The sequence below is a fragment of the Ramlibacter sp. GS1-15 genome, from assembly GCF_057785015.1.
Window position 1 is genome coordinate 13,466 of record NZ_JBYNTU010000002.1, and the last position, 25,979, is coordinate 39,444.

The 25,979-nt window shown below is 68.0% G+C and carries 22 protein-coding genes; 9 read left to right on the forward strand and 13 right to left on the reverse strand.

The annotated features are described in order from the left end of the window. Nucleotides 1–2: 2 nt before the first annotated feature. Nucleotides 3–4,091 carry a YhdP family protein gene (locus AC3EF3_RS19070; RefSeq protein WP_488533844.1) on the reverse strand — a complete coding sequence of 1,363 codons (4,089 nt, stop codon included), beginning with the start codon at nucleotides 4,089–4,091 and terminating at the stop codon, nucleotides 3–5. Between the two features lie 24 nt (nucleotides 4,092–4,115). Here AC3EF3_RS19070 and glnE point away from each other — a divergent pair, with 24 nt between their 5' ends. Further along, nucleotides 4,116–6,851, forward strand: a complete 2,736-nt coding sequence (gene glnE, locus AC3EF3_RS19075) for a bifunctional [glutamate--ammonia ligase]-adenylyl-L-tyrosine phosphorylase/[glutamate--ammonia-ligase] adenylyltransferase (RefSeq protein ID WP_488533845.1) — start codon at nucleotides 4,116–4,118, stop codon at nucleotides 6,849–6,851. 1 nt (nucleotide 6,852) lies between these two features. On the opposite strand, the gene rfaE2 is transcribed toward glnE, so the two are convergent. Beyond that, nucleotides 6,853–7,329: a D-glycero-beta-D-manno-heptose 1-phosphate adenylyltransferase gene (gene rfaE2, locus AC3EF3_RS19080; RefSeq protein ID WP_488533846.1), complete on the reverse strand. Its 477-nt coding sequence runs from the start codon at nucleotides 7,327–7,329 to the stop codon at nucleotides 6,853–6,855. Next, a complete protein-coding gene (locus tag AC3EF3_RS19085) occupies nucleotides 7,326–8,186 on the reverse strand; it encodes a ferritin family protein (RefSeq protein ID WP_488533847.1) in 861 nt (286 codons plus the stop codon). Before AC3EF3_RS19085 ends, rfaE2 begins: the two co-directional genes overlap by 4 nt. Before the next feature lie 77 nt (nucleotides 8,187–8,263). On the opposite strand from AC3EF3_RS19085, the gene AC3EF3_RS19090 reads away from it, so the two are divergent. Next, nucleotides 8,264–8,839, forward strand: a complete 576-nt coding sequence (locus AC3EF3_RS19090) for a glutathione peroxidase (protein ID WP_488533848.1) — start codon at nucleotides 8,264–8,266, stop codon at nucleotides 8,837–8,839. Nucleotides 8,840–9,120: 281 nt separating this feature from the next. Here the strand turns inward: AC3EF3_RS19090 and AC3EF3_RS19095 are convergent, their stop codons facing one another. Then, complete coding sequence (locus AC3EF3_RS19095; RefSeq protein WP_488533849.1) at nucleotides 9,121–9,735, reverse strand: glutathione S-transferase N-terminal domain-containing protein; 615 nt, start codon at nucleotides 9,733–9,735, stop codon at nucleotides 9,121–9,123. Nucleotides 9,736–9,821: 86 nt separating this feature from the next. Between AC3EF3_RS19095 and purB the strand changes: the two genes are divergently transcribed. Genes purB through AC3EF3_RS19110 form a run of 3 tightly spaced genes read left to right on the forward strand, consistent with a single transcriptional unit; the run spans nucleotide 9,822 to nucleotide 13,472 of the window. Beyond that, nucleotides 9,822–11,201 (forward strand): adenylosuccinate lyase, encoded by a 1,380-nt coding sequence (gene purB / locus AC3EF3_RS19100; protein WP_488533850.1) that lies wholly within the window; start codon nucleotides 9,822–9,824, stop codon nucleotides 11,199–11,201. 10 nt (nucleotides 11,202–11,211) lie between these two features. Further along, nucleotides 11,212–12,909 carry a hypothetical protein gene (locus AC3EF3_RS19105; RefSeq protein ID WP_488533851.1) on the forward strand — a complete coding sequence of 566 codons (1,698 nt, stop codon included), beginning with the start codon at nucleotides 11,212–11,214 and terminating at the stop codon, nucleotides 12,907–12,909. Between the two features lie 2 nt (nucleotides 12,910–12,911). Then, the gene (locus AC3EF3_RS19110; protein WP_488533852.1) at nucleotides 12,912–13,472 is read left to right on the forward strand and encodes a YaeQ family protein; all 561 of its coding nucleotides are present in this window, start codon (nucleotides 12,912–12,914) and stop codon (nucleotides 13,470–13,472) included. Nucleotides 13,473–13,479: 7 nt separating this feature from the next. On the opposite strand, the gene AC3EF3_RS19115 is transcribed toward AC3EF3_RS19110, so the two are convergent. Both AC3EF3_RS19115 and AC3EF3_RS19120 read right to left on the reverse strand, forming a co-directional pair. Beyond that, complete coding sequence (locus AC3EF3_RS19115) at nucleotides 13,480–13,782, reverse strand: putative signal transducing protein (protein ID WP_488533853.1); 303 nt, start codon at nucleotides 13,780–13,782, stop codon at nucleotides 13,480–13,482. Beyond that, entirely contained in the window at nucleotides 13,782–14,207 is a 426-nt protein-coding gene (locus tag AC3EF3_RS19120) for a DUF3717 domain-containing protein (protein ID WP_488533854.1), read from the reverse strand. The genes AC3EF3_RS19115 and AC3EF3_RS19120 overlap by 1 nt, the downstream gene beginning before the upstream one ends. 245 nt (nucleotides 14,208–14,452) lie before the next feature. Here AC3EF3_RS19120 and AC3EF3_RS19125 point away from each other — a divergent pair, with 245 nt between their 5' ends. The 3 genes from AC3EF3_RS19125 (at nucleotide 14,453) to AC3EF3_RS19135 (ending at nucleotide 15,907) form a co-directional block, all read left to right on the forward strand. Beyond that, nucleotides 14,453–15,124, forward strand: a complete 672-nt coding sequence (locus tag AC3EF3_RS19125; RefSeq protein ID WP_488533855.1) for a TerC family protein — start codon at nucleotides 14,453–14,455, stop codon at nucleotides 15,122–15,124. A 219-nt stretch (nucleotides 15,125–15,343) separates the two neighbouring features. Continuing rightward, the gene (locus AC3EF3_RS19130; RefSeq protein WP_488533856.1) at nucleotides 15,344–15,511 is read left to right on the forward strand and encodes a hypothetical protein; all 168 of its coding nucleotides are present in this window, start codon (nucleotides 15,344–15,346) and stop codon (nucleotides 15,509–15,511) included. A 42-nt stretch (nucleotides 15,512–15,553) separates the two neighbouring features. Beyond that, the gene (locus AC3EF3_RS19135; protein ID WP_488534108.1) at nucleotides 15,554–15,907 is read left to right on the forward strand and encodes a phage holin family protein; all 354 of its coding nucleotides are present in this window, start codon (nucleotides 15,554–15,556) and stop codon (nucleotides 15,905–15,907) included. On the opposite strand, the gene AC3EF3_RS19140 is transcribed toward AC3EF3_RS19135, so the two are convergent. Both AC3EF3_RS19140 and tfpZ read right to left on the reverse strand, forming a co-directional pair. Continuing rightward, nucleotides 15,875–17,281, reverse strand: a complete 1,407-nt coding sequence (locus AC3EF3_RS19140; protein ID WP_488533857.1) for a M48 family metalloprotease — start codon at nucleotides 17,279–17,281, stop codon at nucleotides 15,875–15,877. The two genes, AC3EF3_RS19135 and AC3EF3_RS19140, sit on opposite strands and share 33 nt — an antisense overlap. A gap of 80 nt (nucleotides 17,282–17,361) precedes the next feature. After that, nucleotides 17,362–18,120, reverse strand: a complete 759-nt coding sequence (tfpZ, locus tag AC3EF3_RS19145; RefSeq protein ID WP_488533858.1) for a TfpX/TfpZ family type IV pilin accessory protein — start codon at nucleotides 18,118–18,120, stop codon at nucleotides 17,362–17,364. Between the two features lie 63 nt (nucleotides 18,121–18,183). On the opposite strand from tfpZ, the gene moaC reads away from it, so the two are divergent. Next, the gene (gene moaC / locus AC3EF3_RS19150; protein WP_488533859.1) at nucleotides 18,184–18,660 is read left to right on the forward strand and encodes a cyclic pyranopterin monophosphate synthase MoaC; all 477 of its coding nucleotides are present in this window, start codon (nucleotides 18,184–18,186) and stop codon (nucleotides 18,658–18,660) included. Here the strand turns inward: moaC and AC3EF3_RS19155 are convergent. The 5 genes from AC3EF3_RS19155 to AC3EF3_RS19175 all read right to left on the reverse strand — a co-directional run bounded on the left by AC3EF3_RS19155 (nucleotide 18,650) and on the right by AC3EF3_RS19175 (nucleotide 25,976). Next, nucleotides 18,650–20,227, reverse strand: a complete 1,578-nt coding sequence (locus AC3EF3_RS19155; protein WP_488533860.1) for a PglL family O-oligosaccharyltransferase — start codon at nucleotides 20,225–20,227, stop codon at nucleotides 18,650–18,652. The genes moaC and AC3EF3_RS19155 overlap by 11 nt on opposite strands. Before the next feature lie 69 nt (nucleotides 20,228–20,296). After that, nucleotides 20,297–21,988, reverse strand: coding sequence for a PglL family O-oligosaccharyltransferase (locus AC3EF3_RS19160; RefSeq protein ID WP_488533861.1), 1,692 nt, complete (start codon nucleotides 21,986–21,988; stop codon nucleotides 20,297–20,299). Between the two features lie 83 nt (nucleotides 21,989–22,071). Next, nucleotides 22,072–22,596 carry a pilin gene (locus tag AC3EF3_RS19165; protein ID WP_488533862.1) on the reverse strand — a complete coding sequence of 175 codons (525 nt, stop codon included), beginning with the start codon at nucleotides 22,594–22,596 and terminating at the stop codon, nucleotides 22,072–22,074. A 166-nt stretch (nucleotides 22,597–22,762) separates the two neighbouring features. After that, nucleotides 22,763–25,171, reverse strand: coding sequence for a GspE/PulE family protein (locus tag AC3EF3_RS19170; protein WP_488533863.1), 2,409 nt, complete (start codon nucleotides 25,169–25,171; stop codon nucleotides 22,763–22,765). 13 nt (nucleotides 25,172–25,184) lie between these two features. Further along, nucleotides 25,185–25,976, reverse strand: coding sequence for a 3',5'-cyclic-nucleotide phosphodiesterase (locus tag AC3EF3_RS19175; RefSeq protein ID WP_488533864.1), 792 nt, complete (start codon nucleotides 25,974–25,976; stop codon nucleotides 25,185–25,187). Nucleotides 25,977–25,979: the final 3 nt, after the last annotated feature.

Consider the following 25,979-nt stretch of genomic DNA (forward strand, 5'->3'; position numbering starts at 1 on the left):
CTCTAGTTCGTGTTGCCTGTGCGCGAGGTTTCGGCCTGCGCCTCGACCTTCTTGCCCACGCGGGTGACGCGCGGGTCGGCCCAGGTGCCGTCGACGTGGAACTCCTGCGTCGCCGCACGGATGAGCGGCTGGCGCAGCACCAGCTGGGCGAGGAAGGAGCCCAGCCCGATCGCCGGATTGATCGCCGCGGCCACGAGCGACGCCGTGCCGGCGTTGATCTCGGGCACCACGACCACCCGCAGGTCCTGCGTCTCGTGCGCGATGTCGGCCTTGCCTTCCATCAGGACAGCGGCATTGACGCCCTTCATCTGCAGGTTGTTGGTTGCCGCGATGCCCTCCTGGATGGTGACGTCGCCCCGGATGAAGTCGAAGGCAAAGCCCTCGCTGAAGATATCGCGGAAGTCGAGCGCGAGCCGGCGCGGCAGGGACTGCAGGCTCACGACGCCGAGCAGGCGGGCCACCCCCGGTTCGGCCTTGAGGAACTGCCCCGATTCCATGTTGACGTTGAAGGCCCCGTCCAGGCTGGCGTAGTTGAAGCCCAGCGGCGAGCCGAGCCACGCCACCTGGCCTTCGAGCTTGCCCTTGCCGCGCCGCACGACGTCCTTCATGCCGAAGCGCGACAGCAGCTGTCCCGAATCCGCGATATCGAGGCGGAACCTCATGGCCGTGCGCATGCGCTCCGGCGTCCGCGCGGTGCCGGGCTTCGGCGGGCCCTGCGCACTGAGGGCGGCCCAGTTGCCGCTGGCCGAGAAGGTCGCCTCCGGCACCGTGAGGTTGAGCTTGTTCAGGCGCCATTCGCGCACGCCGGCCGCGCGGTTGACGGCATCGATCTCGAGCTTGCCGAGTTTCTTGCCGCGCAGCTCGAAGTCGTCGACGACGATGTCCAGCGCCGGCAGCGTGCCGGGCTGCTCGTCGAGCAGCGATTCCACCTCCTGGGTCGCGGCGGCGCCCAGCGACATGCGCGCGAGCCGCGCGTACAGGCGGCCGCCCGCGTTCGCGCCGCCGGGCTGGCGGTACTCGGCATAACCGTTCAACTCGCTGGCATCGACGTTGCCGCGCCAGGTGCCGCCGTCGCGCGACACGCCGACCACCACGTTGTGCAAGGTCCGGCCCTGCACGGTGAGTTCCTTCGCGCGCACGGCCGCGACCGTCGGCAGGTAACTCGTGGCGGCGGCACCGGCGCTGCCGCCGCGTGCGCCCGCCGCCCCCGAAGACCCGAGCAGCTCCTGCCACGAGTCGAGATTGACGCTGGCGAGGTTCACGTTGGCGGCGACTCCCTGCTCGGGCAAGGTCGCGCCCTCCCCGGGCGCCAGGCCGACCGCGATCGCGCCACGCAGCACGCGCGCCTCGGCGCCGGAGACGTCGCGCAGGAACACGACCGACATCACCCGGCCCAGCTCGAACGTGAGCTGGTCCTGCAGCGGGCGGCCAGGGGCGTCGCGCGGCTGCGCCAGTGTTTCTCGTGTCAGCACGTTCTCGTACCGCAGCGGCAGGGCGACCTCGGCGGTCTTGGCCATGGGGGCCGGCAGGTTCAGAGCCAGGCCCTGCAGATTGCTGGTCACCGTCACCTCGGGCTGGCCGCGCCGGAACATCACGTTCACGCTGTAGCCCGTGCTGCCGCTGGCGTCCTTGGCCAGGCGCGTAACGAAGCCGAGCTCCTTGGCCTGTCGCAGGCCTTCCGCGGTGGCCGTGCCTTGCGCGCGGATCGCGACGATGGAGTCCGCCGGACGCGCGGGCGCCGGGCGCGTGCCACCCTCGATCTTCACGTCGCCGCCGAGGGCGCGCGCCTGCGCAACGGGGATCGCGAAGCCGCGCTCGCTGAAGGTGACCGTGCCGCGGGTCCTGGCGAGGAAGGGCGTGTCCGGCGTGATCTGGATGTCGTTGCCCGGCAGCCCGACGCTGCCCTGCACCTTGGACTTGTCCATCGCCGCGACCGGCAGCTCGAGCTTCAGCTTGACGTCGGTGCTGCCGTTGCCGCTCGCCTTGGCCAGGGCGTTGTTGATCAGCGCGCCCACCGGCGAAGTGTTCACGATCGCCAGCGCTTCGGCCAGGGGACCCTGGAACTGCGAGCTGACCTGCACCACCGTGTGACTGAGCTCCGGGATCTGGGCATCGGCCTTGACCTGCAACCTGGGCGCGCCGGCCAGCAGGCCCTGCGCGTGACGCACCTGCATGCCGTTGCGCTCGAAGACGAGTTCGCCCGCGAGCTGGGTCAGCGCAGGCCAGGCCGTGCCGCTGCCCGTGAGCGTGCGCGGCACGAACGCGAAAGTGACGTCGTGCACGTCGGCGCTGATGCGGAAGTCGCCGCGCTTCGGGTCGTTGAACGGAAAATCGCGCAGGTCTCCCTTGACGCGGAACTTCGCGCCCGTGGCCGTGCCGGCGACCACGGCGTCACGCACGTAGTCGCGCGCCGACTTGGGAACGCCCAGCGGCAGGTAGCGCCACACGCGCGCGCCGTCGGCGCGGCTCACGCTCGCCTGCAGATCCAGCACGCCGGGAAAGCGCCGGGGCCCGCTCGCGGTGTGCCAGCGCACCTGGCCCTCGCCCTGCGCGTCGGCGTTGGCGAACTTCAGGTTGCTCACGGCAGCGGAGATGTCCTGGCCGTCGAGCTTCCATTGCACGTCGGCCGCCAGATGCTCGATCGGCACCACCGGATCCTCGAACACGCCGGGCAGGTCCGCGGCGCCGTGCCGGATGTCCAGCTTGCCTTTACCACCGGCCTGCGTGAGGTCGAAATCGATGGTCGCGCCGCGAATGCCCGGCGTGGCCGCCCGCGCGGCGTGCGAGCCGCTGGCCGCGAGCGCAGGCCGCGCCGCGATCTCCAGGTCCACGATGCGCCCGCGCGATTCGTACGACTGCAGCGCATCGACCGGGCCCTGCCATTTCGCCTGCAGCGTCTCGACCAGGCCCTTGGGCGCGAACTCCGTGAGCGCCTGGTGCGTGGCCGGGCCGAGCGGGATGCGGCTCGTCACCTGGCCCAGGGCGTACAGGTCGAGGCGGTCGGCCCGCACCTCGCCGCGCGCGGGCTGCGAGCCCGCCGCATCGGTCCAGTGCACGAACACGTTGCCGCCGGGCCAGCGCACGCCGTCGGCCGTCTGGAATTGCAGGCGCTCGGTCTGGAACTCGAAGCCGCCCGCAAGCCGCTGGCCCGCGATGCGGCCGGACAGCTGCGTGAGTTCCAGCGGCGCCAGCCTTGCCGCCAGGCGGGTGCGCACATCCGCCAGCACCACATCGGCCGCCCCGCCTGCGACCTGGCCACGCGCGATGTCGGCCCAGGCGCGGACGGCGCCGTGGCCGGCCGCGATTTCCACGCCGAAGCTCGAATACTTGCGCAGCTGGGAAACGTCCACCCGCGCGAAATCGCCGTGCAGCTGGCCGTCCCAGTCCTGCCAGTGCGCCTCGCCATGCGACAGCAGCGGCTCGCGGAAAATGCCTTGCACATTGAAGCGGTCGCCCCATTCCTTCGGCGGCGTCGCATCCAGCCGCAGTGCGTGGCGGCGATGGCCATTGCGCACGACGAAATCGACTTGCTCCAGCGCCAGCGGCGGTGCGCCGCGCAGGTCGTCGGTCCAGCGCAGCGTGCCGCCGCGGATCACGAATTCGGGCTGCGAGAAGAACCAGTCGGCTGCGCCCGAATCGCCGCCCGCGCCGCGCGAGACATCCAGCCCCGCCACGAGCAGGCGCCCGGATTTGTCGCGCCGGACGTCGAGTTCCGGCCGGTCGATGTAGACCTGCTCGAAGCCCAGGGCGAGCAGCGAGCGCGGCGACACGGCGGCCAGCACGCGCGGCAAGGTGAGTGCGGCGCGGCCCGACCCATCGAGCAGCATCACGTCGCTCAGCTGGAACAGCGGCGCGAAACCCTCGCTCAGGACTTCGATGCGGCCGATGCGCACGGGAATCCCGAGCGCGCGGGAAGCCCGCATTTCCAGCTCGGGGCGCAGCTCGCCGATTCGCGGCACAATGAATGCATGAAGCGCTCCCCATGCCAGCGCCAGCACGAGCCAGGCGGCCAGGAGCAGCCACAGGGCGCCTTTCGCGACGGCTGCGTACGCCCTCAGGCGGCGTGACGGTGACGGCGGGCAGTCGGTCATGAGAACTTCGGTGTGTCAGGAATTATGACCCCCGGCCATCGCGGGGGTTCAGTGGGCGTGGATGACGCGCCGCTGTCGGCCCATTCCCGCTTCGTGCAGCGCCTGCGCCGCCGTTACGAGCACGAACTCGCGCTGCTGCCGGCCGGCGCGCCCACGCATCCGACCCTCGCGGTCGCCTACCGGAGGCTGCTGGACGAGGGCCACGCCACGGGCGCGGCGCTGCGCATCCTGCGCCAGCTCGTGATGGAGCGGCTGGCGGTGCTCGATTGTGACGAGCAGGCGCCCCTCGCGACCGTGACGCGCGCCGTGACCGAGCTGGCCGAATTCGCGCTCGACATCGCGTGCGCCGAAGCCGCGAAAACCCTGGACGCGGAACACGGCGCGCCCCTCACGCCCGAAGGCGCGCGCGCCCAGTTGTGGGTCGTCGGCATGGGCAAGTTCGGCGCGCGCGAGCTCAACGTGTCGAGCGACATCGACCTGATCTACGTCTACGACCAGGACGGCGAGACGGCAGGCGCCGCGGGCCGCGGGCGCATCAGCAACCACGAGTATTTCGCCAAGGCGGCGCGCACGATCTTCGGCCTGATCGGCGAGCCGACCGAGCATGGCTTCGTCTTCCGCGTCGACACCGCGCTGCGCCCGAACGGCAACTCGGGCCCGCCGGTGGTGTCGCTCGGCGCGCTGGAGGACTACTTCCAGGTGCAGGGACGCGAGTGGGAGCGCTTCGCCTGGCTCAAGAGCCGGGTGGTCGCGCCGCGCGCCTGCGTCGCGGACGGCAGCGCGCAGCAGTTGCGCGGCGCGGTGCTGCCTTTCGTGTTCCGGCGCTACCTCGACTACAGCGTCTTCGATTCGCTGCGCGTGCTGCACCGGCAGATCCGCGAGCACGCGGCCAAGCGCAGCGCCGGCCGGCCCGAGCGCGCCAACGACGTGAAGCTGTCGCGCGGCGGCATCCGCGAGATCGAGTTCATCGTGCAATTGCTGCAGGTCGTGCGCGGCGGCCAGTTTCCCGAACTGCGCACCCGGCCCACGCTGGCCGCGCTGCAGCGCGTCGCGACCGCCGGCCTGATGCCGCAGGCGACCGCCGATGCGCTGGCGCGCGCCTACGAGTTCCTGCGCCGGGTCGAGCACCGCATCCAGTACCTGGACGACCAGCAGACGCACGTGCTGCCCATGGGCTGCGAGGATGACAGCGACCTGGTGTGGCTGGCCAGGACCATGGGCTTCGCCAGCTGCTGCCCCTTCCTGCACGAACTGGACGGCCATCGCGAAACGGTCGCCCAGGAATTCGACAAGCTCCTGGGCGGCACGCGTGAATGCAGGGGCTGCAACGGTCCCAGGGGCGGCAACGCGCCGGCACCGGACCTGGACACGCTGCTGGAGCAACTGCCGCCGCAACTGGGCGAGCGTGTCGCCGCCTGGAGCAAACACCCCCGCGTGCAGGCGCTGCGCGAGGACGCGCGCACGCGCCTCGCGCGCCTGGTCGCGCGCACGGGCCAGTGGCTGGAGCAAGGGCGTGTCACCGAGGAAGCGGCGTTGCGCATGGCCGACTGGATCGAGCCGCTGCTGCGCCGCGAGAGCTACCTCGCGCTGCTGTGGGAGCGTCCCGGCGTGCACGAGCGCCTGTTGCGGCTGCTGGGCGCCGCACGCTGGCCGGCCCGCTATATCCTGCAGCACCCCGGCGTGATCGACGAACTGGCGAGCGAGCAGCTGTTCTCGGAGCGCTTCAACGCGTCGGACTTCGAAGCCGACCTCGAGGACCGGCGGCGCGCGCTGCAGATCACGGGCGAGGACGACGACGAGCAGCTGTTGAACCTGTTGCGCCGCGCGCACCACGCGGAGGTGTTCCGCACCCTCGCGCGCGACCTCGAGGGCCAGCTCACCGTGGAGCAGGTGGCCGATGACCTCTCGGCGCTGGCCGATGCGGTGCTGCGGGTGACGGCGCGCTGGTGCTGGCAGCGCCTGAAATCGCGCCATCGCGAGGAGCCGCAGTTCGGCATCATCGGTTACGGCAAATTGGGCGGCAAGGAGCTCGGCTACGGCAGCGACCTGGACATCGTGTTCGTCTTCGAGGACAGCGACGAGCGTGCGCCGGAAACCTATGGCGCCTTCGTGCGCAAGTTGATCAACTGGCTCTCCACCAAGACGGGCGAAGGCGACCTGTTCGAGATCGACACCGCGCTGCGCCCCAACGGCAACTCGGGCCTGCTGATCACCAGCTTCGAGGCGTACGCCAACTACCAGCAGCAACGCGGCAGCAACACGGCATGGACCTGGGAACACCAGGCGATGACGCGCGCGCGCTTCGTCTGCGGCATGCGCGAACTCGCGCCGCGCTTCGACGCCGTGCGCGAGGCCGTGATCACCGCACCGCGCGATGCGCAAGCCTTGAAGCGCGAGATCGTCGCGATGCGCGAGAAGGTGCGCGCGGCGCGCCCGGTGCGCGCGGGCCGCTTCGACGTGAAGCACAGCCCGGGCGGCATGGTCGATGCGGAATTCGCCGTGCAGTACCTGGTGCTGTCGCAGTCCGCGCTGCGTCGCGAGCTGATCCCGAACGTGGGCAACATCGCGTTGCTGCAGCGCGCCGAAGCCGCCGGCCTGCTGCCGCGCGGCGTGGGCGAAGGCGCGGCGGCGGCATACCGCGAGCTGCGGCGCGTGCAGCACAAGGCCCGCCTGAACGAGGAGCCGACGCAGCTGGCGGCCGATGCGCTCGAGCGCGAGCGCGAGGCGGTGCTGGCACTGTGGCGCGCGGTGTTCGGCTGATTCAGCCGGCGCGGATGCGGTTGACCAGGTTCGTGGTCGAATAACCCGCGACGAAGGGGATCGCCAGCGCCCGGCCGCCGTAGCTGCGCACGAACTGCGCCTCGGCGAGCTTGTCCATGTCGTAGTCGCCGCCCTTGACCAGCACGGCGGGCTTGAGCTCGCGGACCAGTTCGAGCGGCGTGTCCTCATCGAAGCAGGTGACGAGCGAGACCGATTCCAGCGCGGCGAGCATCGCGGCGCGGTCATTCTCGTTGTTCAACGGGCGTTCGGGCCCCTTGCCCAGGCGCCTCGCCGAAGCATCGGTGTTGATCGCGACCACCAGGCTCGCGCCGAGCTCGCGCGCCTGCGCGAGGTAGGTGGCGTGGCCGCGGTGCAGGACGTCGAAAACGCCGTTCGTGAAGACGACCGGCCGCGGCAGTTGCGCGACGCGCGCCACCGCCTCCTGGCGCGGGACTATCTTGGCGAGGAAGGCCGTCACGCCGCGCTGGGCAGCGGCTCGCCCGGGCCCAGGCTGGCGGTGATTTCCTTGCGGAAGCGATTGAGCTCCTGAACGCTCTTGAAGCTGCGGTCCATCAGCAGCGACAGGTTGTGCAGGATGCGCTCGACCACCTTGGTTTCCCACACGCCGTCGAAGTCGATCTGCTTGTCCAGCCAGTGCTCCAGCCATTCGGGGTTGGGCAGGCGCGACTGGATGGTGTCGCGCGGGAACAGCTGCCTGTTCACGTGCAGGTTGGTCGGGTGCAGCGCCTGCGCCGTGCGGCGCGCACTGGCCATCAGCACGCCGACCTTGGCGAACGCCGCCTTGGCCTGGTCGCCGAAGTTGTTGATGGCGCGCTTCATGTAACGCAGGTAGGCGCCGCCGTGGCGCGCCTCGTCCTGCGACAGCGTCGTGTAGATGTGGCGGATCACCGGCTCGCTATGCCATTCGGCGGCCCGGCGGTACCAGTGGTTCAGGCGGATCTCGCCGCAGAAATGCAGCATCAGCGTCTCGAGCGCGGGCGCGGGCTCGAACTCGAAGCGGACCTCGTGCAGCTCCTTCTCTGTGGGCACCAGGTCGGGCCGGAAGCGCCGCAGGTATTCCATCAGCACGAGCGAGTGCTTCTGCTCCTCGAAGAACCAGATCGACATGAACGCGGAAAAGTCGCTGTCCCCGCGGTTGTCGCGCAGGAACATCTCGGTGGCCGGAAGCGCCGCCCATTCCGTGATGGCGTTCATCTTGATGGTCTGGGCCTGCTCGTCCGAGAGCTTGTCGGCTTCGAAGCGAGCCCAGGGAATGTCCTTGTCCATGTCCCAACGGACGGACTCGAGCTGCTTGAACAATTCGGGGTAGAGCATGGGTATTGGGGAAGGCGCCACCCGCATTTTAGTCGCCAGAGTGAAAATCCCTTGACAAACCCGCCCGCGGAGACGCCATGCTGAGCACTTCCAGATCCGCCTTGACCCTCGGGGCCCTGCTCCTGGCGATTGGTCCACTACGGGCCGCACCACCCGCGGCAGGCCCGGGCGACGCCTGCCCCGCGGCCATCCACCACGAGTTCCCGCGCCTGCAGGACGAGAAGCCCCAGTCGCTGTGCCAGTACGCCGGCCGCTTGCTGCTGGTGGTGAACACGGCCAGCTACTGCGGCTACACGCCGCAGTACAAGGGCCTGGAGGCGCTGTACGACAAGTACCGTGGCCGCGGGCTGGTGGTGCTCGGCTTCCCCTCCAACGATTTCGAGCAGGAAAAGGGCAGCGACAAGGAGATCGCGGAGTTCTGCGAGAACACGTATGGTGTGAAGTTCCCGATGTTCGCGGCCTCGCACGTGAAGGGCGCGCGGGCCAACCCCTTGTTCCGGCAGCTCGCGCGGGCCACGGGCCAGGCCCCCGAATGGAATTTCTACAAGTACCTGATCGCGCGCGACGGCGCGGTGCTGGCGGCCTATCCGAGCCAGGTCACGCCCGAGGATCCGAAGCTGCTGGCGGACATCGAACGGCAGCTGGCGAAGTGACGCAGGTCGGGTTCGCGCGCGCGCCGACACAAAAATTTACCTGATCGTTGCGCGCGGATCTGGAACCCTCGGCTTTCGCCCCTACTCTATCGGCACAGGGGCAGGGGGACACTCCACGAACCGTTTTCTGCTGCGAAGACTTCCGGCCAGACCGGATGCAATCCCGAGGCGACTCTTCTCCTCCTCCCTCCCTCCCTCTTTCGTCCGGGGCGCTTCGCAGCGATTTTTCTTGCAATACAAAAGCCGCCCGTGGGCGGCTTTTGTATTTGGGCAAAGGCAACTCAGGCGGGCTTCGTTTCCGCGAAGCTCGGTCGCGCCATGAGCTTGTCGTACAGCTTGCCCAGGTTGGGGTAGCTGCCGCGCCAGTCCATCTCGGGAAAGCGGAACACCAGGTAGCCCAGGGCGCAGCCCACCGCGATGTCGGCCAGGCTCAGGTAGATGCCGGCGCAGAACGGCTTGTCGCCCAGGCCCTGGCTCATGGCCTTGAGGCTCCCGTTCACCTTGCCCAGCTGCCGCTCGATCCAGGCCTGGCTGCGTTCGCCCTTCTTGCGCCCCGCCCAATGGGCTTCGAGTCGCGCGAGCACGGCCGCATCCAGCACGCCGTCGGCGAGCGCTTCCCACGTCTTCACCTCGGCGCGCTCGCGGCCCATGGCCGGAATCAGCTTGCCCACCGGCGAGAGCGTGTCCAGGTACTCGACGATCACGCGCGAATCGAACAGGGCCTCGCCGCCTTCCATCACGAGGCAGGGCACCTTGCCCAGCGGGTTGGACTGGGCGATCGCGGTCTCGGCCGCCCACACATCCTCGAGCACGAAGTCGTAATCCAGCTTCTTTTCCGCCATCACGATGCGCACCTTGCGCACGTAGGGGCTGGATATGGCTCCGATCAATTTCATGGGGAAATTCTTTCGCGGACGTGTTCGAGTTCTGGGTCAGCCGATTTTAGCGACGGGCGCTCGGCCCGGGCTCCTAAAATCGGGGGATGACACTTTCCACGATCTCCGCGCTCTCGCCGCTGGACGGGCGCTACGCGGGGCGGCTCGCGCCGCTGCGGCCGCTGATGAGCGAGCAGGGTTACATGCACAAGCGCGTGCAGGTCGAAATCTGCTGGTTCATCGCGCTCTCGGACGCCGGCTTCGCCGAGTTCAAGCCGCTCACCCCCGGCGCGCGCACCTACCTGCTCGGCCTGGCCAAGAACTTCTCCGAAGCCGACGCGCGCGCCATCAAGGAGATCGAGAAGACCACCAACCACGACGTCAAGGCCGTGGAGTACTGGATCAAGTCGAAGTTCGAGGCGCGCCCGGAGCTCAAGGCCGCCAGCGAGTTCGTGCACTTCGCCTGCACCAGCGAGGACATCAACAACACCAGCCACGCGCTGCAGCTGAAGGCCGCGCGCGACCACGTGATCCTGCCGGCGCTGGACGCCCTCATCGACAAGCTGCGCCAGATGGCGCACACGTATGCCGACGTGGCGATGCTGTCGCGCACGCACGGCCAGACGGCGAGCCCGACCACGGTCGGCAAGGAGGTCGCCAACGTCGTGGTGCGGCTGGCGGCGGCCCGCGACAAGATCGCCCAGGTCCGGCTGCTCGGCAAGATGAACGGTGCCGTCGGCAACTACAACGCGCACGTGGCGGCCTGGCCGGATTTCGACTGGGAAGCCTTCGCGCGCAAGGTGGTGGAGACGCCCGAGCCGCTGGGTTTGGGGCTCACCTTCCAGCCCTACAGCATCCAGATCGAGCCGCACGACTACATGGCGGAGTTCTTCGATGCGCTGGCGCGTGCGGACACGATCCTCATCGACTGGGCGCGCGACGTCTGGGGCTACGTCAGCCTGGGTTATTTCAAGCAGAAGCTGCGCGAAGGCGAGATCGGCTCGTCGACCATGCCGCACAAGGTCAACCCGATCGATTTCGAGAACGCCGAGGGCAACCTCGGCCTGGCCAACGCGCTGCTCAAGCACCTGTCGGAGAAGCTGCCCGTCTCGCGCTGGCAGCGCGACCTCACCGATTCCACCGTGCTGCGCAACATGGGCGTGGCGATCGGCTATGCGGTGCTGGCGTATCACTCGATGGGCATCGGGCTGGCCAAGCTGGAGCTGAATCGCGAAGCGATCGCCGAAGACCTCGCCAACGCGTGGGAAGTGCTGGCCGAGCCGATCCAGACCGTGATGCGGCGCTTCCACCTCGAAGGGGCGTACGAGAAACTGAAGGAGGTCACGCGCGGCAAGAGCGTGCGGGCCGAAGACCTGCATGCGCTGGTCCGCTCGCTGGACATTCCCCAGGCCGAGAAAGACCGCCTGCTGGCCATGACACCGGCCAGCTATGTGGGCAAGGCGGCGGAACTTGCCCGGCGGGCATGACCCACTCATCGTGAGCGCGCAGGTGGGGCGCGACAGCGACGCATCCGGCTGGCGGTGGCGCCTCCTGCTGCTGGCGGTCATGGGCTTGGCCGGTCTCGCCCTTTACGGGCCCTATATCAACAGCCCCTTCGTCTTTGACGATGGCAACATTTTCTTCTCCGAGCTTCTGACCCAGGCCGCCATCGAGCCTTGGCAAATCGGCCCGCGTGGCTTGCCCTACTTCACACTGGGTTGGGTACAGACCCAGATCGGCGCCATGGCGGCACACCGCCTGGTCGGCCTGGCTTTGCATGTCGCCGTGTCCTGGCAGCTCTATCGGTTCTTGGAATCGCTGCTCGGTGAAGATGTGATGCCGCGCCTGCCCAGGGCCGGGTGGAGCCCCGCGCCAGCCCGCTGGATCGCTGCCTGGGTTGCGTTCGCTTTCCTGCTGCATCCCGTGGCGGTATACGCGGCCGGCTATCTGGTCCAGCGAACCACCGTCATGGCGACGCTGTTCACCTTGATGGGGCTTCGAAATCTCCATGCGGGCCTGCGCGAAGGCTCGGCCACCGCGACGGCGCAGGCCGCCTTGTTCGCGACCCTGGCGATTCTTTGCAAAGAGCACGCCGTGGTGGTCCCCTTCGCGTCGCTGTCTCTCCTGGCCATGTTCGGGCGGCCTACGAAGGTTCATGCACGTCTCGCCGGCATGTATCTCCTGTTGTGCGTGCCGGCCATCCTTTACGCATTGCGATACGGCGGCCATGCGATCGGGCACGCCTACGAACCGGGACTGGCCGAACTGGAGGCCGAGGTCCACAGCCTGCCCCCCTTTGCCAGTGGTCGGGAGCGCTGGCTGTTGTCGGCGGTCAACCAGGCCCAGCTGTTTTTCAGCTACGCATTTCAGTGGTGGTGGCCGGACACCGCGAAGATGTCGGTGGACCTGCGCATCGATTTTCTTCAGCTGTACGGGAGTCCGTGGGCGTGGCTCGCCTTCCTGCTGATCGGAGGCCTCCTGGGGCTCGCAGCCTGGGCCGCGTGGCGGTGGCCCAGGGCGCGGCCAGCGGCATTCGGCCTTTTCTTTGTGGCCGGCCTGTACGTGGTCGAAGTCGGGACGGTGCGCCTGCAGGAGCCCTATGTGCTGTACCGCAGCTATACGTGGGCCATTGGCTACGCCGCAGTGGCGGCCAGTTTGCTTGCCCTCGCACCCAGGCGCGCGCTGCTCGCCGCCGGCGGCCTGACGCTGGCGCTGCTCGCGGTGCAGGCACGCGATCGGCTGGAGAGCTTCAGTTCCCGCGCGGCGCTCTGGGAAGATGCCGCAGCCAAGCTTGCTTCGCATCACGTGGCGGGTGCCAGCCGGATTCTGTTCAACCGTGGCAACGAGAGGTACCGCCAGGGAAATCTGGATGGAGCCATGTCGGACATCAATGAGGCCATCACGCTGGCCCCCACCAATGCCAGTTTCCGCATCGCCCGGGCGCAAACGTTCTTGCGCTTCAACCAAACCGAAGCGGCGCTGGCAGACCTGGCAGAGGCTGAGAAACGCAGACCCGAGGACCCGCAGCTCTGGTTCGTGAAGTCGCATGTGCTACGCGTGCTCGGCGACGTCCGAGCCGCCGACGATGCGCTTGCGCGTGCAGCCAGGAGCGGACATTTCGCAGCCAAACTCGAACTGGCCCGACGCAAGGCCGGACGCATGGACGTCGAGGTCCTGTTGGGTCCGCCCTCCTGACAATGGCCCTCAAGTCCACCATCTTCAAGGCGCAGCTGGCCGTGGCCGACATCGACCACGGCTACTACGCCGACCACGCGCTCACGCTGGCGCGCCATCCGAGCGAGACCGACGAGCGCATGATGATCCGGCTCGCGGCGCTGGCCCTCAACGCGCACAAGCTGCAGACGGTGTGCGAAGGCGACGCGACGCTCGGCTTCGGCGCGGGGCTGTCGTCGCCGGACGAGCCCGACGTGATCGTGCGCGACTACACCGGGCGCGCGCGGGTCTGGATCGAGGTGGGCCAGCCGGAAGACAAGCCGGTGGCGAAGGCCTGCAGCCAGGCCGACGAGGTGGAGGTCTATGCGTTCTCGTCCGCGGCCGAGGTCTGGTGGCGCGGCATCGAAGGCAAGCTCGCGCGCCTGGCGAACCTCGCCGTGTGGCGCATCCCGGCGGAGTCGTCGCAGGCGCTGGCGCAACTGGCACAGCGCACGATGCAGTTGCAGGCCACCATCCAGGAAGGCGTGCTGATGATCGGCGACGGCGCACGAACGGTCGATCTCGAGCCGCGGCGCTGGAAGTGATCTCGCGCTAGCGCGGCATCCACGCGCCGCAGTTCCAGCACTGCTCGAAGCCGCCTTCGACCAGCTCGCCGCAGCTGCAATGCCAGCGCCGCTGCGGCACGCGCGCCAGGTCGCGCAGCAGCGCGCGCGCCGCGCCCTCCTGCTCCTCGTGCATCAGCCAGATTTCCGGCAGGCACTGGTCCGGCGGGATCTCGCCGGCCACCGCGCCGAGGTAATAGCGCTGCACGCTGGCTTCGATCCCGGCGTGGCGCAACGCGTCCACCCAGAGCGCGGCGATCGCGATGTTGGGTGCCTGCGTGAGCCGGCGCATCAGGACTCCGCGCGTTCCGCCGTTCGCGCGGCCCGCTCGGCGTAGCGGTTGAAGCGCCACGCGTCGGCCTGCAGCGTGATGCGGCGCCAGGTGCGGCGTTTGTCGGCCGGGCTCATCTCGGGCCAGCGCTGCACTTCCTCGAAGGTGCGACCGCATCCCTTGCATCGCTCGTCGCCCTGGCTGGTCGAGCAGATGGCGATGCACGGCGTATCTGGCGTCGTGTCGTACCAGGCCTTCCACGCCACGTACGCCGCAGGCGGAAAGCCCCGCTCATCCGCCTCGTCTGCGCGCTGGAACACCATCAGCGCGTACACCTCGGCCAGCGCGCGCAGCTCCGGCGCGAGTGTGATGCCGTCGGGCGAAGGTTTGCGCTCGCGCCAATGGTTGATCGCGGCTTCGATGTCGGTGATGTGGATGGCGGCCATACTGCTGCGCTCATGGTAGCGCGGCGGTGCGCAGGGCGCGCGTCCTTGTGCTCTAATTGACGCACGAAGGGGAGTAGCTCCCATTCGGCGTCGCCGTCAATACGGAACCCGCAACGGTTCCCGGCGCGCCGGGCAAACCGCTTTTACTGCCGAGCAAGACCTTCGACTCGCAACCCGGATCGGGTTCGGTCGAAGTGCGGCATGCGCGCGAACGAATCCGCTCCACAGCCCAAAGGAGCGTTCGCATGGAAATTCTCTCGACGACCTGGTGGTCCGCGCTGGCCGCCATCATCCTCATCGACCTGGTGCTGGCGGGCGACAACGCGATCGTGATCGCGCTGGCCGCCCGCAACCTGCCCCGACATTTGCAGAAGAAGGCCGTCGTGTGGGGCACCGTCGGCGCGATCGTCGTGCGTGCGGCCATGACGGTTGGCGTGGTGTGGCTGCTGCGCATCCCCGGCCTCATGCTGCTGGGCGGCCTCGGGCTGGTGTGGATCGCCTACAAGTTGATTGCCAGCCCCGACGACCACGAAGCGCGTGGCCCGATGGCCGCCACCTTCTGGGGCGCGATGCGCACGATCGTCGTGGCCGATGCGCTGATGGGCATCGACAACGTCCTCGGCGTGGCGGGCGCGGCGCACGGCGACTTCCTGCTGGTCGTCGTGGGCCTGCTGGTGAGCGTGCCCATCGTGGTGTTCGGCAGCTCGGTCGTGCTGCGGCTGGTGCAGCGCTTCCCGCTGATCATCCAGGCCGGTGCCGCCGTGCTCGCCTTCACCGCGGCCCGGATGATCGTGCACGAGCCGCTGCTGGACGACGTTTTCGACGAAGCCGCGCTGCGCTGGCTCACCTATGTCGCCGCGATCACCGGCGTGCTCGCCGCGGGCCGCGCGGCGCAGCTGCGTTCGGCCGGTGCCTGACGAAGGAGCGTGCGATGGAAAGCATCATCGTGTATGTGGACGACGCGCCCTGGGCGCTGCGGCAGCTCGCGCCCATGATGTGCAGCGAAGGCGCCGTGCCCGCGCGCTGGGTGCTGGTGGCGTGCCCGCCGCGCCTGACGCGGCACCTCGGCAAGTGGACCAGCCACGCGGCGCGCCAGGCCTGGCGCGAACGCTGGTCGGGCGAGGTGTTCAAGCGGCTTGAACCGGCCTTGCGCCGGCGCGGCCACCAGGTGCGGCGGGTCGTCGCGAAGGGGGCCGCTGGCACCGCTGACGCCCGAGCAGACCGGCACGAAGGCCGATGCGCGCTGGCAGCTTCCCGCCGCGGTGGTCGGTCTCGCCGCGGCGCTCGCGCTCGCCGCGGAATGAGGCCGGGCCGCAGGGCGCGCGGTGCTATGCTCTCGCGCCATGCTGAAGGTCCTTGCCAAGTGGCTGCTGCTCGCGTCGGCGCTGCTCTTCGTCGCCTACATCTACGACGGGGTCGAGGTGCGCAGCTTCGGCTCGGCGATGCTCGCCGCGCTGGTGATCGGGCTGCTCAACACCTTCGTGCGGCCGATCCTGGTGGTGCTGACGCTGCCGGTGACGCTGCTCACCGTCGGCCTGTTCCTCTTCGTGATCAACGCCCTGATGTTCTCGGCGGCGGCGTCGATGCTCGAAGGCTTTCAGGTGCGCAGTTTTCTCGCCGCGCTGATCGGCTCGCTGATCTACTCGGTGCTGGGAATCCTGATCGAGTCAGCGCTCGAGCGCCTGTTCTCGCAGAAGTGACGTCATCTCCCGCGCGCGGGCGTCGATGATCGACGCCTCGATGTGATCGCGCTGCGCGACCTCGGGCCGACGCGAGAAGTCCTGCGCGGCCCGGAAGCGGTCCAGCGCCGCCTGCCAGTCCAGGTGCGCGGCGTGGGCCTCCGCATCGGCGCGGATCGAACGCAGCGTCTGCCCTTGCGCCGCCCAGGCCTGCGAGAGCAGTTGCCACACGACTGAATCCTTCGGGTGCAGGGCGACCCAGGTCTGCAGCTTGTCGCTGGCGGCGGCGGCCTGGCCGTCGCCCAGGCGGGCCCGCGAGGACAACACCAGCTCCGGGCGGCCCGGGGCGTCGGCCAACGCCTCGGCGGGCTTCGGGTCACCCGCCTGCAACGCGATCTCCGCCGCCAGCAGCTTGGCCTGGCGCGCGGCCTCGGGATTGCCCGCGGTCAGCGGCAGCAGCCGCTGCGCGATCGCGAGCGCCGCTTTCGTGTCGCGCAGCTTCATCTGGGCCAGCGCGGCCGCGTAAAGCGTGCTGATTTCGCGCGCGGCATTGCCGTCCGGGCGGACCGCGTCCGCGGCGACGTAGCTGCGCAGCATGTCCACGCCCGGCTCCGACAGCACCTTCGCGCGGGCCGCCATCATCAGGTGGACCAGGTCCGGCGGGCGCGGCGGCGCCGGCGGTGCGAGCTGCAGGCGCTGCTGCACTTCGGCGATGCGCTCGGTCGTCATCGGGTGCGTGCGCAGGTACGGATAAGCGCCGTTGTCGTTCAGGCGCGAGGCATGCTGCAGCTTCTCGAACATCGTGGCGAAGGACTGCGGGCTGTAGCCGGCCTGCGTGGCCACGGCGAAGCCGATGCGGTCCGCCTCGCGCTCCATGTCGCGCGTGAAATTCAGCTGGTTCTGCATGGCCAGCGCCTGACCGCCGACCACGGCCGCATTCGCCGCGTCGGCGTTCCTGCTGGCGGCGATGGCGCCCAGGATCATCGCGCCGACCATCAAGGGCAGCTGGCGGCTTTGCTGCGACATCATGCGCGAGATGTGGCGCTGCGTGACGTGCGTGAGCTCGTGTCCCAGCACCGCGGCGACTTCGTCCGCGTTGGTGGTCGCGCTGATCAGGCCGAGGTTCATGCCCATCCAGCCCCCCGGCAGCGCGAACGCGTTGATCGTGCGGTCCTTGCCGAGCAGCACCTGCCAGGCGAAGCGGTCGTCGATGTCGGCCAGGTCGCCGCGCGCGCGCGCCGCCGCGCGCAGGCGCGTCCAGATACCCAGGATGTACTCGTCGAGGACGGGGTCCTCGATGAAGTCCGGGTCGCGGTACAGCTCGCGCGCGACCTCTTCGCCCATCTTGCGTTCAGCCGCCAGGCTCAGGTCGCCGCCGCCGCCCAGCGAAGGCATCTGCGCGCGCACCGGCGCACCGGCAATTCCGGCGGCGAGCAGCAGGCAGAGGCAACGAAGGAAAAAAGGCGTGCAGGTCTTCAAAACGAATCCACCGGCACGAAGCCGACAACCTCCGCCGTCTGCGGATCGAGGAAGGCGGTCCAGGCGTACGCGCGCGACACCATCGGCAGGTACAGCGTATGCGCCGCGTCGCGGCCGGAGCGCTGCAAGGCGGCGTCGATGAGGGCCGCCTGGGCCGGATACTTGCGCTTGAGCGATTCCACCGGGTGTGCGGCAGCAACTATCCGGTCGCGTGCCGCCGCATAGGATTGCCAGAGGTCCGGCCGCTCGCTGAGCTGCGCGCCTCCGAGCGCTGCCAGCGTGGCATCCGCCGACTCCTTGGCATTGCGGAACGGACGCACCGCCAGCAGCGTGGGGCCGGTCCAGGGCTCGGCGACGATGCCGGGCGGCGTCGAAGCGAGCAGCTGGTCGGGAACCTCGATCGCATGCACGACCCGCAGCCGGTCGAACTCGAACACCAGGTGCACGGGACGGGCCACGGCCACCGTCCACAGGCCGTAGGCCAATGCGGACAGCTGGATCAGCGCCACCACCGTCAGGTCCATCACGAGCTCCCGCACGGGCTTGCGCCGGTCGAAGATCGTGAGCGTGATCAAGGGGCCCAGCACCACGTCGACCGACACGAGGATCGTGAACAGCTCGCGCCCGCCGGAGACCTGCCGGTACGGGTACGGATACCACAAGGTGAACACGAGGAGGGCGGCCGCGGCCGCGATGCACAGGCTGATGCCCAGATGGACCCCACTGGCCCGCAAACGTTCCTTGGCTATGACCATGGCCGTATGATGCATGATGAAAGTGAACCGCCCGTAACGCGCGGTTCGAGCCGCTGCCAGCCCATGAGTTCCCTCACCCATTTCGACACCCACGGCCAGGCCCACATGGTGGATGTGGCCGGCAAGCCCGCGACCCACCGCGTGGCGGTGGCCTCCGGCCGCATTCTCATGCAGGCGGCGACGCTGGCGTTGGTGGAGTCCGGGACAGCCAGGAAGGGCGACGTGCTGGGGGTCGCGCGCATCGCCGGCATCCAGGCGGCAAAGAAGACCAGCGACCTGATCCCGCTGTGCCACCCGCTGGCGCTGACGCGCGTGGCGGTGGAATTCGAGATCGATCGTGGGCAATCGGGCGTGGACTGCACGGCGACCGTGGAGACGGTCGGGCCCACCGGCGTCGAGATGGAAGCCCTCACCGCCGTGCAGGTGGCGCTGCTGACGATCTACGACATGTGCAAGGCGGTGGACCGCGGCATGACGATCACGGACGTGCGCGTGCGCGAGAAGCACGGCGGAAAGTCGGGCAGCTTCGTCAATCCTTGACGCCGGTTTGCACGCGCAGCCACTGTGCATGCTCCTTCGGGAATGCTGCCCGGTAACGCGCGACCTGCGCGCGCGCCACATCCTGCCGACCGAGCAGGATCGCGCTTCCGATCACCTTCTCGATCACGCGCGGCTCCGGCGAGTAATGGAGCATCTCCTGCGACATGTCGAACGTCCACTGCGCATTGGCGCGTGTGAGCGGCGTGAGCGTGAGCTCCGCGAATCGCGCCTGCTCGCGAAACAGCCAGGATTGCCGGATGCGTGGTAGTGGATCGTCGCGGTAGGCGGCCAGTCGCTCCTCGCTCGGCAGGTAGATCTGGCTGATGCGCGTGTAGTCCCAAGCGGCATAGGCGACTGCGGCGGCCAGCATGATCGGCGCCACCATGCGCGCGCCCGCGCGCCGAGCGCCCACGACGTCGCCCGGCCAGAGCAGTCCGATCGCGAGACCGCATGCGATCTGGAACGGGGCATACCAGAGCGGGTATTCGAGCATGCTGTGGATCGCGATCACGGCGAGCACGGCCCAGGCGAGTTGCCGGTGCGAATCGGCCTCGCGCCACGGCCGCGCGCGCAGCACCGCCCAGGCCGCCAGCCCGAAAACAACGACCGCTACCGGAAGGCCGAATTCGACGGCCAGGTGCAGCGGCAGGTCGTGCGCGTTGTCGAGAATGTCGCAGAACCGGGCGCCGGGATACAGCGTCATGTAGTGGCCGTAATCGAGCTCGCCCCAACCCCAGCCGAAGAACGGGCGTTCGCCGATCAGGTGCAGCACGTTGGACCACAGCACGGCCCGACCGGCGCACGCATCAGGATGCGAAAGCCGATGCCAAAGGCTCTCGCCCGCAATGCCCGTCGCCGCCGACAGCAGCACCGGCAGCAGCAGCACGCCCGCGACATAGGCCGCGAGCGCGCAAAACACGGTCTGCAGCTGGCCCCGTGACCGCCCGGGCCACGACGACGCCAGCGCGGCCAGCACGATGAACTCGAGCAGCCCCGTGCGGGATAACGACGCGGCATTGCCCAGCCCCAGGCACGCCGCCAGCGGCAGGACGAACGCCGGCCGCATGCCGCGCCGCGCTTCCCACAGCAGCGCGGCGAGGCCGATCGCGGTCAGGGACGCGAACTGGTTGCGCTGGCGCAAGTTGGCGTAGGCGATGCCGGCTTCCGTGGGGCTGACCCAGGCGCTGAATGCCCCGGCGGCGCCGAAGTACTGCAGCAGCGCGAGGGCCGTGCTGACCACGGCCGCGAGCCACCAGGCACGCGCGACGGCGGCGACATCGCCGCGCAGCAGCAGTGAGGCGCTGATGCCGGCGGCCAGCGCGATCATCAGTAGCCCGCCGATGAGGGCCGCGGGCTCCAGCGGCGATGCGGCACGCGAGGCGGCGAGTGGCAAGGCGATGGCGGCGACCGTGCAGATCGTGCGGCTGATGCCCGCGCCGGCAAGGAGCGCGAGCAGCGCCGTGCAGGCAGCGCCCACCAGCCAAGGCATGACGGACGTCGAAGGGCCCGAAGCGAAAGGCCAGAGCCACGGAAGAAGAAGGATGATGCCCGCGGATCGTGCCAGCATCAGAAAGATTCCAGCGGCAGATCCATGCGCAGTTCCTTCCTGCGGTCTTTCAGAACAAGCATGTCGTATTCATTTCGCGGCACCAGCACCATCGCCGTCATCCGGGCTGTTCATCGCCTGACGGGCAAGCTCGCAGCGCTTTTTGGAATGGAGCCGGCACAAGGTTTCGACGATTGCCTCGGCCCGGCTTTCATGGCCCTGCAGCAGCTCCGTCGTTGCCTCCTTGTACATGGCGGAGGGATTGCCGTAACGCCGCCAGACCCGATCGATGCGAGCGATGTCCTGCGGCGGCATTTCCTTGTTCGGCAATTGCGCGGCGGCCCATGCCTGCGTCTCGAGATTATCCAGGAGCAGCGCCTTCGGCACCGGAGTCGGCCTCAAGTCGCCGATGCGGGCCTCGCGAAACTGAATACGGCGCCATTCTTCCTCGAAAGAAAAATACTCGGTGGCCACCAGCGCCATCAGGGCAAGCACAGCACCGGCCGGCAACGCGACGAGCGGGCGCAACCACTTGCGCGGGGCCAGCGACGCATGCGGTTGCCTGAGCGCGTCCAACCCACCCATCACGAATCCGACGGGAAGGAGGAAGTACGCGAATTGCAGCGGGTATTCCACCAGGCTGTGACTGAGCACGGCGAACACCATGAGAAGCGCCGCCAGGGCCGTGCCGCTGGACACCGCGGCCGCCGTCCGCCTCACCCAGAGCAGCAACGCCACCCCGAAGGTCGCAGCCAGCGGTATGCCGCACCACAGCACCAGGTCCAGCATGAAGTTGTGCGCGCTCTCGAAGACAAGATGCTGGGGCGGGAAGTCAAGGGCCGTTGCGATCTGCGCATGCAGGCTCTGGCTCCAGCCATAGCCCAGCCAGGGCGACATCGCCGCGGCCTCGAGCATGGAGCGCCAATAGGCGATCCGGACATCCCCGCTGCCGACGCGCGCGAGCGTGGAGCCTGCATCCGCGCTGACGAGTAGTAGCCGGTTGATGGCCGGCCACAGCCATGAAAGAACGATGTACGAGCCCGCGAAGGCCGCAAGTGCAAGCGGGCGGGCTCTGAGGGCGATTCGCCGGGAGAAATACCAGATCAGGGGAACCAGCCAGATCAAGGCCAGCATGACCGACCGCGAGCCTGACATGACCAGACCGGAGATCAGCATGGCGGCTGCGGCGCAGGCCGTCACCGGCCCGATCGCCTTCGACTCAAACAGCAGCAACGTCGATGCCATTCCCATCAGCAGCAGCGTCGCCAGGTGATTGGGCTGCGCCAGATTGGCAAAGGGCCGGCCCCAAGGGGGCATATCCACTACCAGCACCGCCAGTCTTTGCATCGTGAGCCACTGGTGGGTCGCCATGGCCACGGACACCAGGCCTGCCACAAGGAGAGCCAGGCAAAGAGGCTTCATCGCCGTCAGAGGATCGCCCTGCTTCTGGTCGGCCACGAGCTGCGCCCCGGCGAGCGCGCACAGGGCAAAACCCGCCATATAGAGAAAACCCAGGTACGCGTCGGCCCCGAACGACAGCATTCCGGCAGCATGCTGCGCCAGCGGGACCGCAGCGAGCGCCAGCCCGCCCCAGAACGTGGCCGGCACCTGCCGGGCGCGAACGCTCGCCCAGAGGCAAACCGGTAAGAAGGCCAGCGCCGCCGCGAACTCCTGATAGAAGGCCACCCAGGGCGAGTAGTGGTTGGGCAGCAGGTAGGCGATGCCCAGCACAAGCCCCATCCACAACGTAAGCCAGTCTTTCAGGTCGGCCGATTTCATCATGCTGCGAACAAAATAAAAGAGGTGCGATCTCTCGCACCTCTTGCTGCTCGAACCAACCTCTTCAGGCTGGCGCTAGCAAGCCATTACTGACCGCGGCAGGAACCGGGCAGGTACTTGGTGGGCATGGTGGTGGTGCCGCCGCCGCAGATCCACTTGTAGATGTTCTTGCCGGCGTCGGTGGTCGCCATCGGGGCGATGGTGCCGCCGTTGTTCACGTAGGGGGCCAGTTCAACGATCTTACCGTCGGCACCCTTGTTGGCGAGATCCGCCGAGGAGCTCGACGTAACCTGGATGACGCCCGCATCGCTGACGTGGACAGAGGTCACGTACTTGGTCACGTTGGACGTGGTGGATCCCGTTCCGGCTGCGATGTTGGTATTCGACTCGCAACCCCACAAGTCAGCGGCAGGCAGGCTGGCAGAGGACGACTGCACGGTCTCGGTGACGCTGGTGCGGCACTGGGACGCAGCCAGAACGATCTCCGACACCTTGGCGCGGACGGTGTAGTCCGAATAGGCGGGCAGAGCCACGGCGGCCAGAATGCCGATGATCGCGACCACGATCATCAGTTCGATCAGGGTAAAACCCTTTTGCAGAGCACGCTTCATTGGAGTCCTCCAGAGGTTGTTGAAGAAGCGGCATGGATGTGCAAGTCGCGTGCCACGCGCCAAGCCTCACAAAATCGGCGTATTTGGAGGTGTGCACCGCAACAAACTATCAAAAAGGGCTCGCAAGGGCGGGTATCTTGGACATTTTTGTCAGCGACGCTATTCCTCACTTGATGCACACCGACCTGACCTGCTTCAGGTCCGTCAGGCCTGCCATGATCTTTTCCATGCCGTCCATCTTCAGCGTGCGCATGCCGCTCGCCACGGCCTGCACGAAGATCTCGGCGACGCGAGCGCGCTCCTGCACCAGCTTCTTGACGGGATCGTCGGCCACCAGCAGTTCATGCAGGCCGATGCGCCCCTTGTAGCCGCTCTTGCTGCACTTGTCGCAGCCGACCGGCTTGTAGAACTTCAGCCGCCCGTTCTCGCCGTAGGCCTTGACCCAGCTCTCGTACAGCTTCTTCGCCTCGCCGGCGTAATCGGCCTTCCACGCGGGCGTGTGCCGCAGGTCCTCCGCGTATTCGGCGATGAAGGTCTTGATCTCCTCCTGGTCGGGGGCGTAGGCCTCCTTGCAGTCGCACAGCTTCTTGGCCAGGCGCTGGGCGAGGATGCCGAGCAGCGCATCCGCGAAGTTGAACGGGTCCATGCCCATGTCCAGCAGTCGGATGATCGACTCGGGCGCCGAGTTCGTGTGCAGCGTCGAGAAAACGAGGTGACCGGTGAGCGACGCCTCCACGCCCATCGACACCGTCTCCTTGTCGCGCGACTCGCCCACCATGATGATGTCGGGGTCGGCGCGCAGGAAGGCGCGCATCACGAGGGCGAAATCGATGCCCGCCTTCTTGTTCACCTGGACTTGGCGCAGCCCCTTTTGCGTGATTTCGACCGGGTCCTCCGCCGTCCAGATCTTGGTGTCGGGCGTGTTGAGGAACTTCAGGATCGAGTGCAGCGTGGTCGTCTTGCCCGAGCCGGTGGGACCGCAGACGTAGAACAGGCCGTAGGGCTTGCTCACCGTCTTCTCGAGGCGCTCCTTGTTGACCGGCGTCAGACCCAGCTTCTCCAGCGGGATCGGCTCGCCGGCCGCGAGGATACGCATGACCACGTCCTCGACGCCGCCGGCCGACGGAATGGTCGCCACGCGCAGCTCGATGTCCAGCGGTCCGTACTTCTTGAACTTGATCTTGCCGTCCTGCGGCTTGCGCTTCTCGGAGATGTCCAGATCGCACATGATCTTCAGGCGCGTGACCATCGCCTGGCGGAAATGCGCGGGGACCTCGATGTACGGCTGCAGCGAGCCGTCCACGCGGAAGCGGATGCCGGTCTTGGCCTTGCCCGGCAACGGTTCGACGTGGATGTCCGATGCCTTCATGTTGTAGGCGTCGATGATCACCTTGTTGACGAACTTGACGAGTTCGTTGTCGGCGGCGGCGGAGACGACATCGCCTTCCTCGCCGCCTTCGTCGTCCATCGGCGCCGACATGTCGGCCAGCAGCTCCTCGACCGAGCCGCCCTGATCGGCGCCCCAGAGCTGCGCCAGCGTCTCCTCGAATTCCGTCTGCGTCGTGACGCGATAGGAAAATTTCGAATGGCGCGGGAACACCTGCGGCACGATGCGCGAGCCGCGTACCGCCTCCGGGTCCGTGCACATGATCACCAGCCCTTCGGGCGATTCCTCCAGCGGGATCCAGCCCTGCTCGGTGATGAAGTCGCGCTTGAGGGGGCCGTGCAGCGTCTCCAGGCGCAGACGGCCCGAGTTGAAGGGCTCGTAGGGGACACCGAAGTACTTCGCGAGCGACGGGCCGATCTGTGCGGGCCGGATCGAGAAGTCGGCCATCAGCACGTGTTCGACCTGCAATGCGTCCTCGCGCGCCTTGTGGATCGCCTGCTTCAGTTCGTCGGCCGTGATCACGCCCGCAGCCACGAGGCCGTCGTACTTGGTCGCACGCCGGCGCTGACCTTCCTCCGCGCGCTGCATGCGCTGGCGGATCGCCGTGGCGAGCGTCTTGCATAGCTGCGCGGCGCCCTCCAGCTCCAGTTCGCCGAAGGGCTGGTCGCTCTTGTTGTTGATGACCTGCAGCACCCCGAACAGCTGGTCCCCGTCCGTGATCGGGAACACCATCATCTGCTTGGTGCGGTAGCCCGAACGCTTGTCGACCTCCTTGAGGAAGGCGAGGTTCGGATGGATCCTCTTCAGCGCCTCGTCGTCGTAGACGTCGGCAATGTTGATCATCTGCTTGGAGAACGCCACGTAGCCCGCCAGGCTCTGCGGGCTGATCGGCAGCTTGAGGTCCTTGCTCGTGTTCAGCCCGGTCTTGAGCTTGGAGACGATGGACGTGCGATCCTCGCTCACCGCGTACAGCGTCAGGCGGTCGGCGTTGAACAGGCGGCAGATGTCCTGGCTCGCCTCGAGCATGATCTGGTCGACGTTCTCCGTCTCGTGGATCTTCGTCGTGACCAGCTGCAACTGGCGGAAGAACAGCGCCTCGAACGACACGCCGCGCTGGTCGGGCGGCAGCTGCTGCGAGTCGTAGAAGGCCTGCGAATCGTGTTCCCTGGGCTTGAGCACGGCGCTCATCTCGGACCTCCGCTCACAGATCGAACTCCTGGCCGGCGTGCAGCCACCGGATGTCGTGGGCCACGTTCGGGCCGAACGGCTGCGTCTGGTCGAACTTCTGGATCTCCGACATGATCATGTCGGTCTCGGCCGGCTTGGTGTGCGTGATGTAGATCGGGAAGCGCTTGTCCTTGTCGATGCAGTCGAGCTCTTCGGCGAGCGAGCTGGGCGCCAGGTGCAGGGCCCGCCGGGCGAGGTCCTTCTCGCGGTTGGAGAAGGCCGTCTCGATCACCAGCGCGGCGATGTTCATCTCGTTGATGCGCCGCCAGAACGCCGGGTTGCGCTCGGTGTCGCCCGTGAACACCCAGCACCCCTTGCCCGAGGTCACGGCGTAGCCGACGGCCGGCACCGTGTGCACGGCCGGCAGCACCTCGATCGTCTTGCCGGCGAGCTGCAGCGTCTGCCCCACGTGAATTTCTTCGAAGCTGATGAAAGGTCTTTCGGGGCTGGGGATGCGGCTGAAGTCCGGCCAGATCACGTTGTTGAAGACGTGCGCCTTCAGCGCGGAGATCGTGCCGGGCAGCGCATGCACCCGCACCGGCCGGGTGAGCGTCGACGCGATCGCGTCGACCATCAGCGGCAGCGACGCGATGTGGTCCAGGTGCGAGTGCGTGAGCAGGACGTGCTCGATGCCCTTCATCTGGGTCAGGGTCAGGTCGCCCACGCCGGTGCCGCAGTCCACCAGCACGTCGCCGTCGATGAGGAAGGACGTGGTCCGGCAATCCTTCGCGATTGCGCCGGAGCAGCCCAGGACCCGTACCTTCATCCC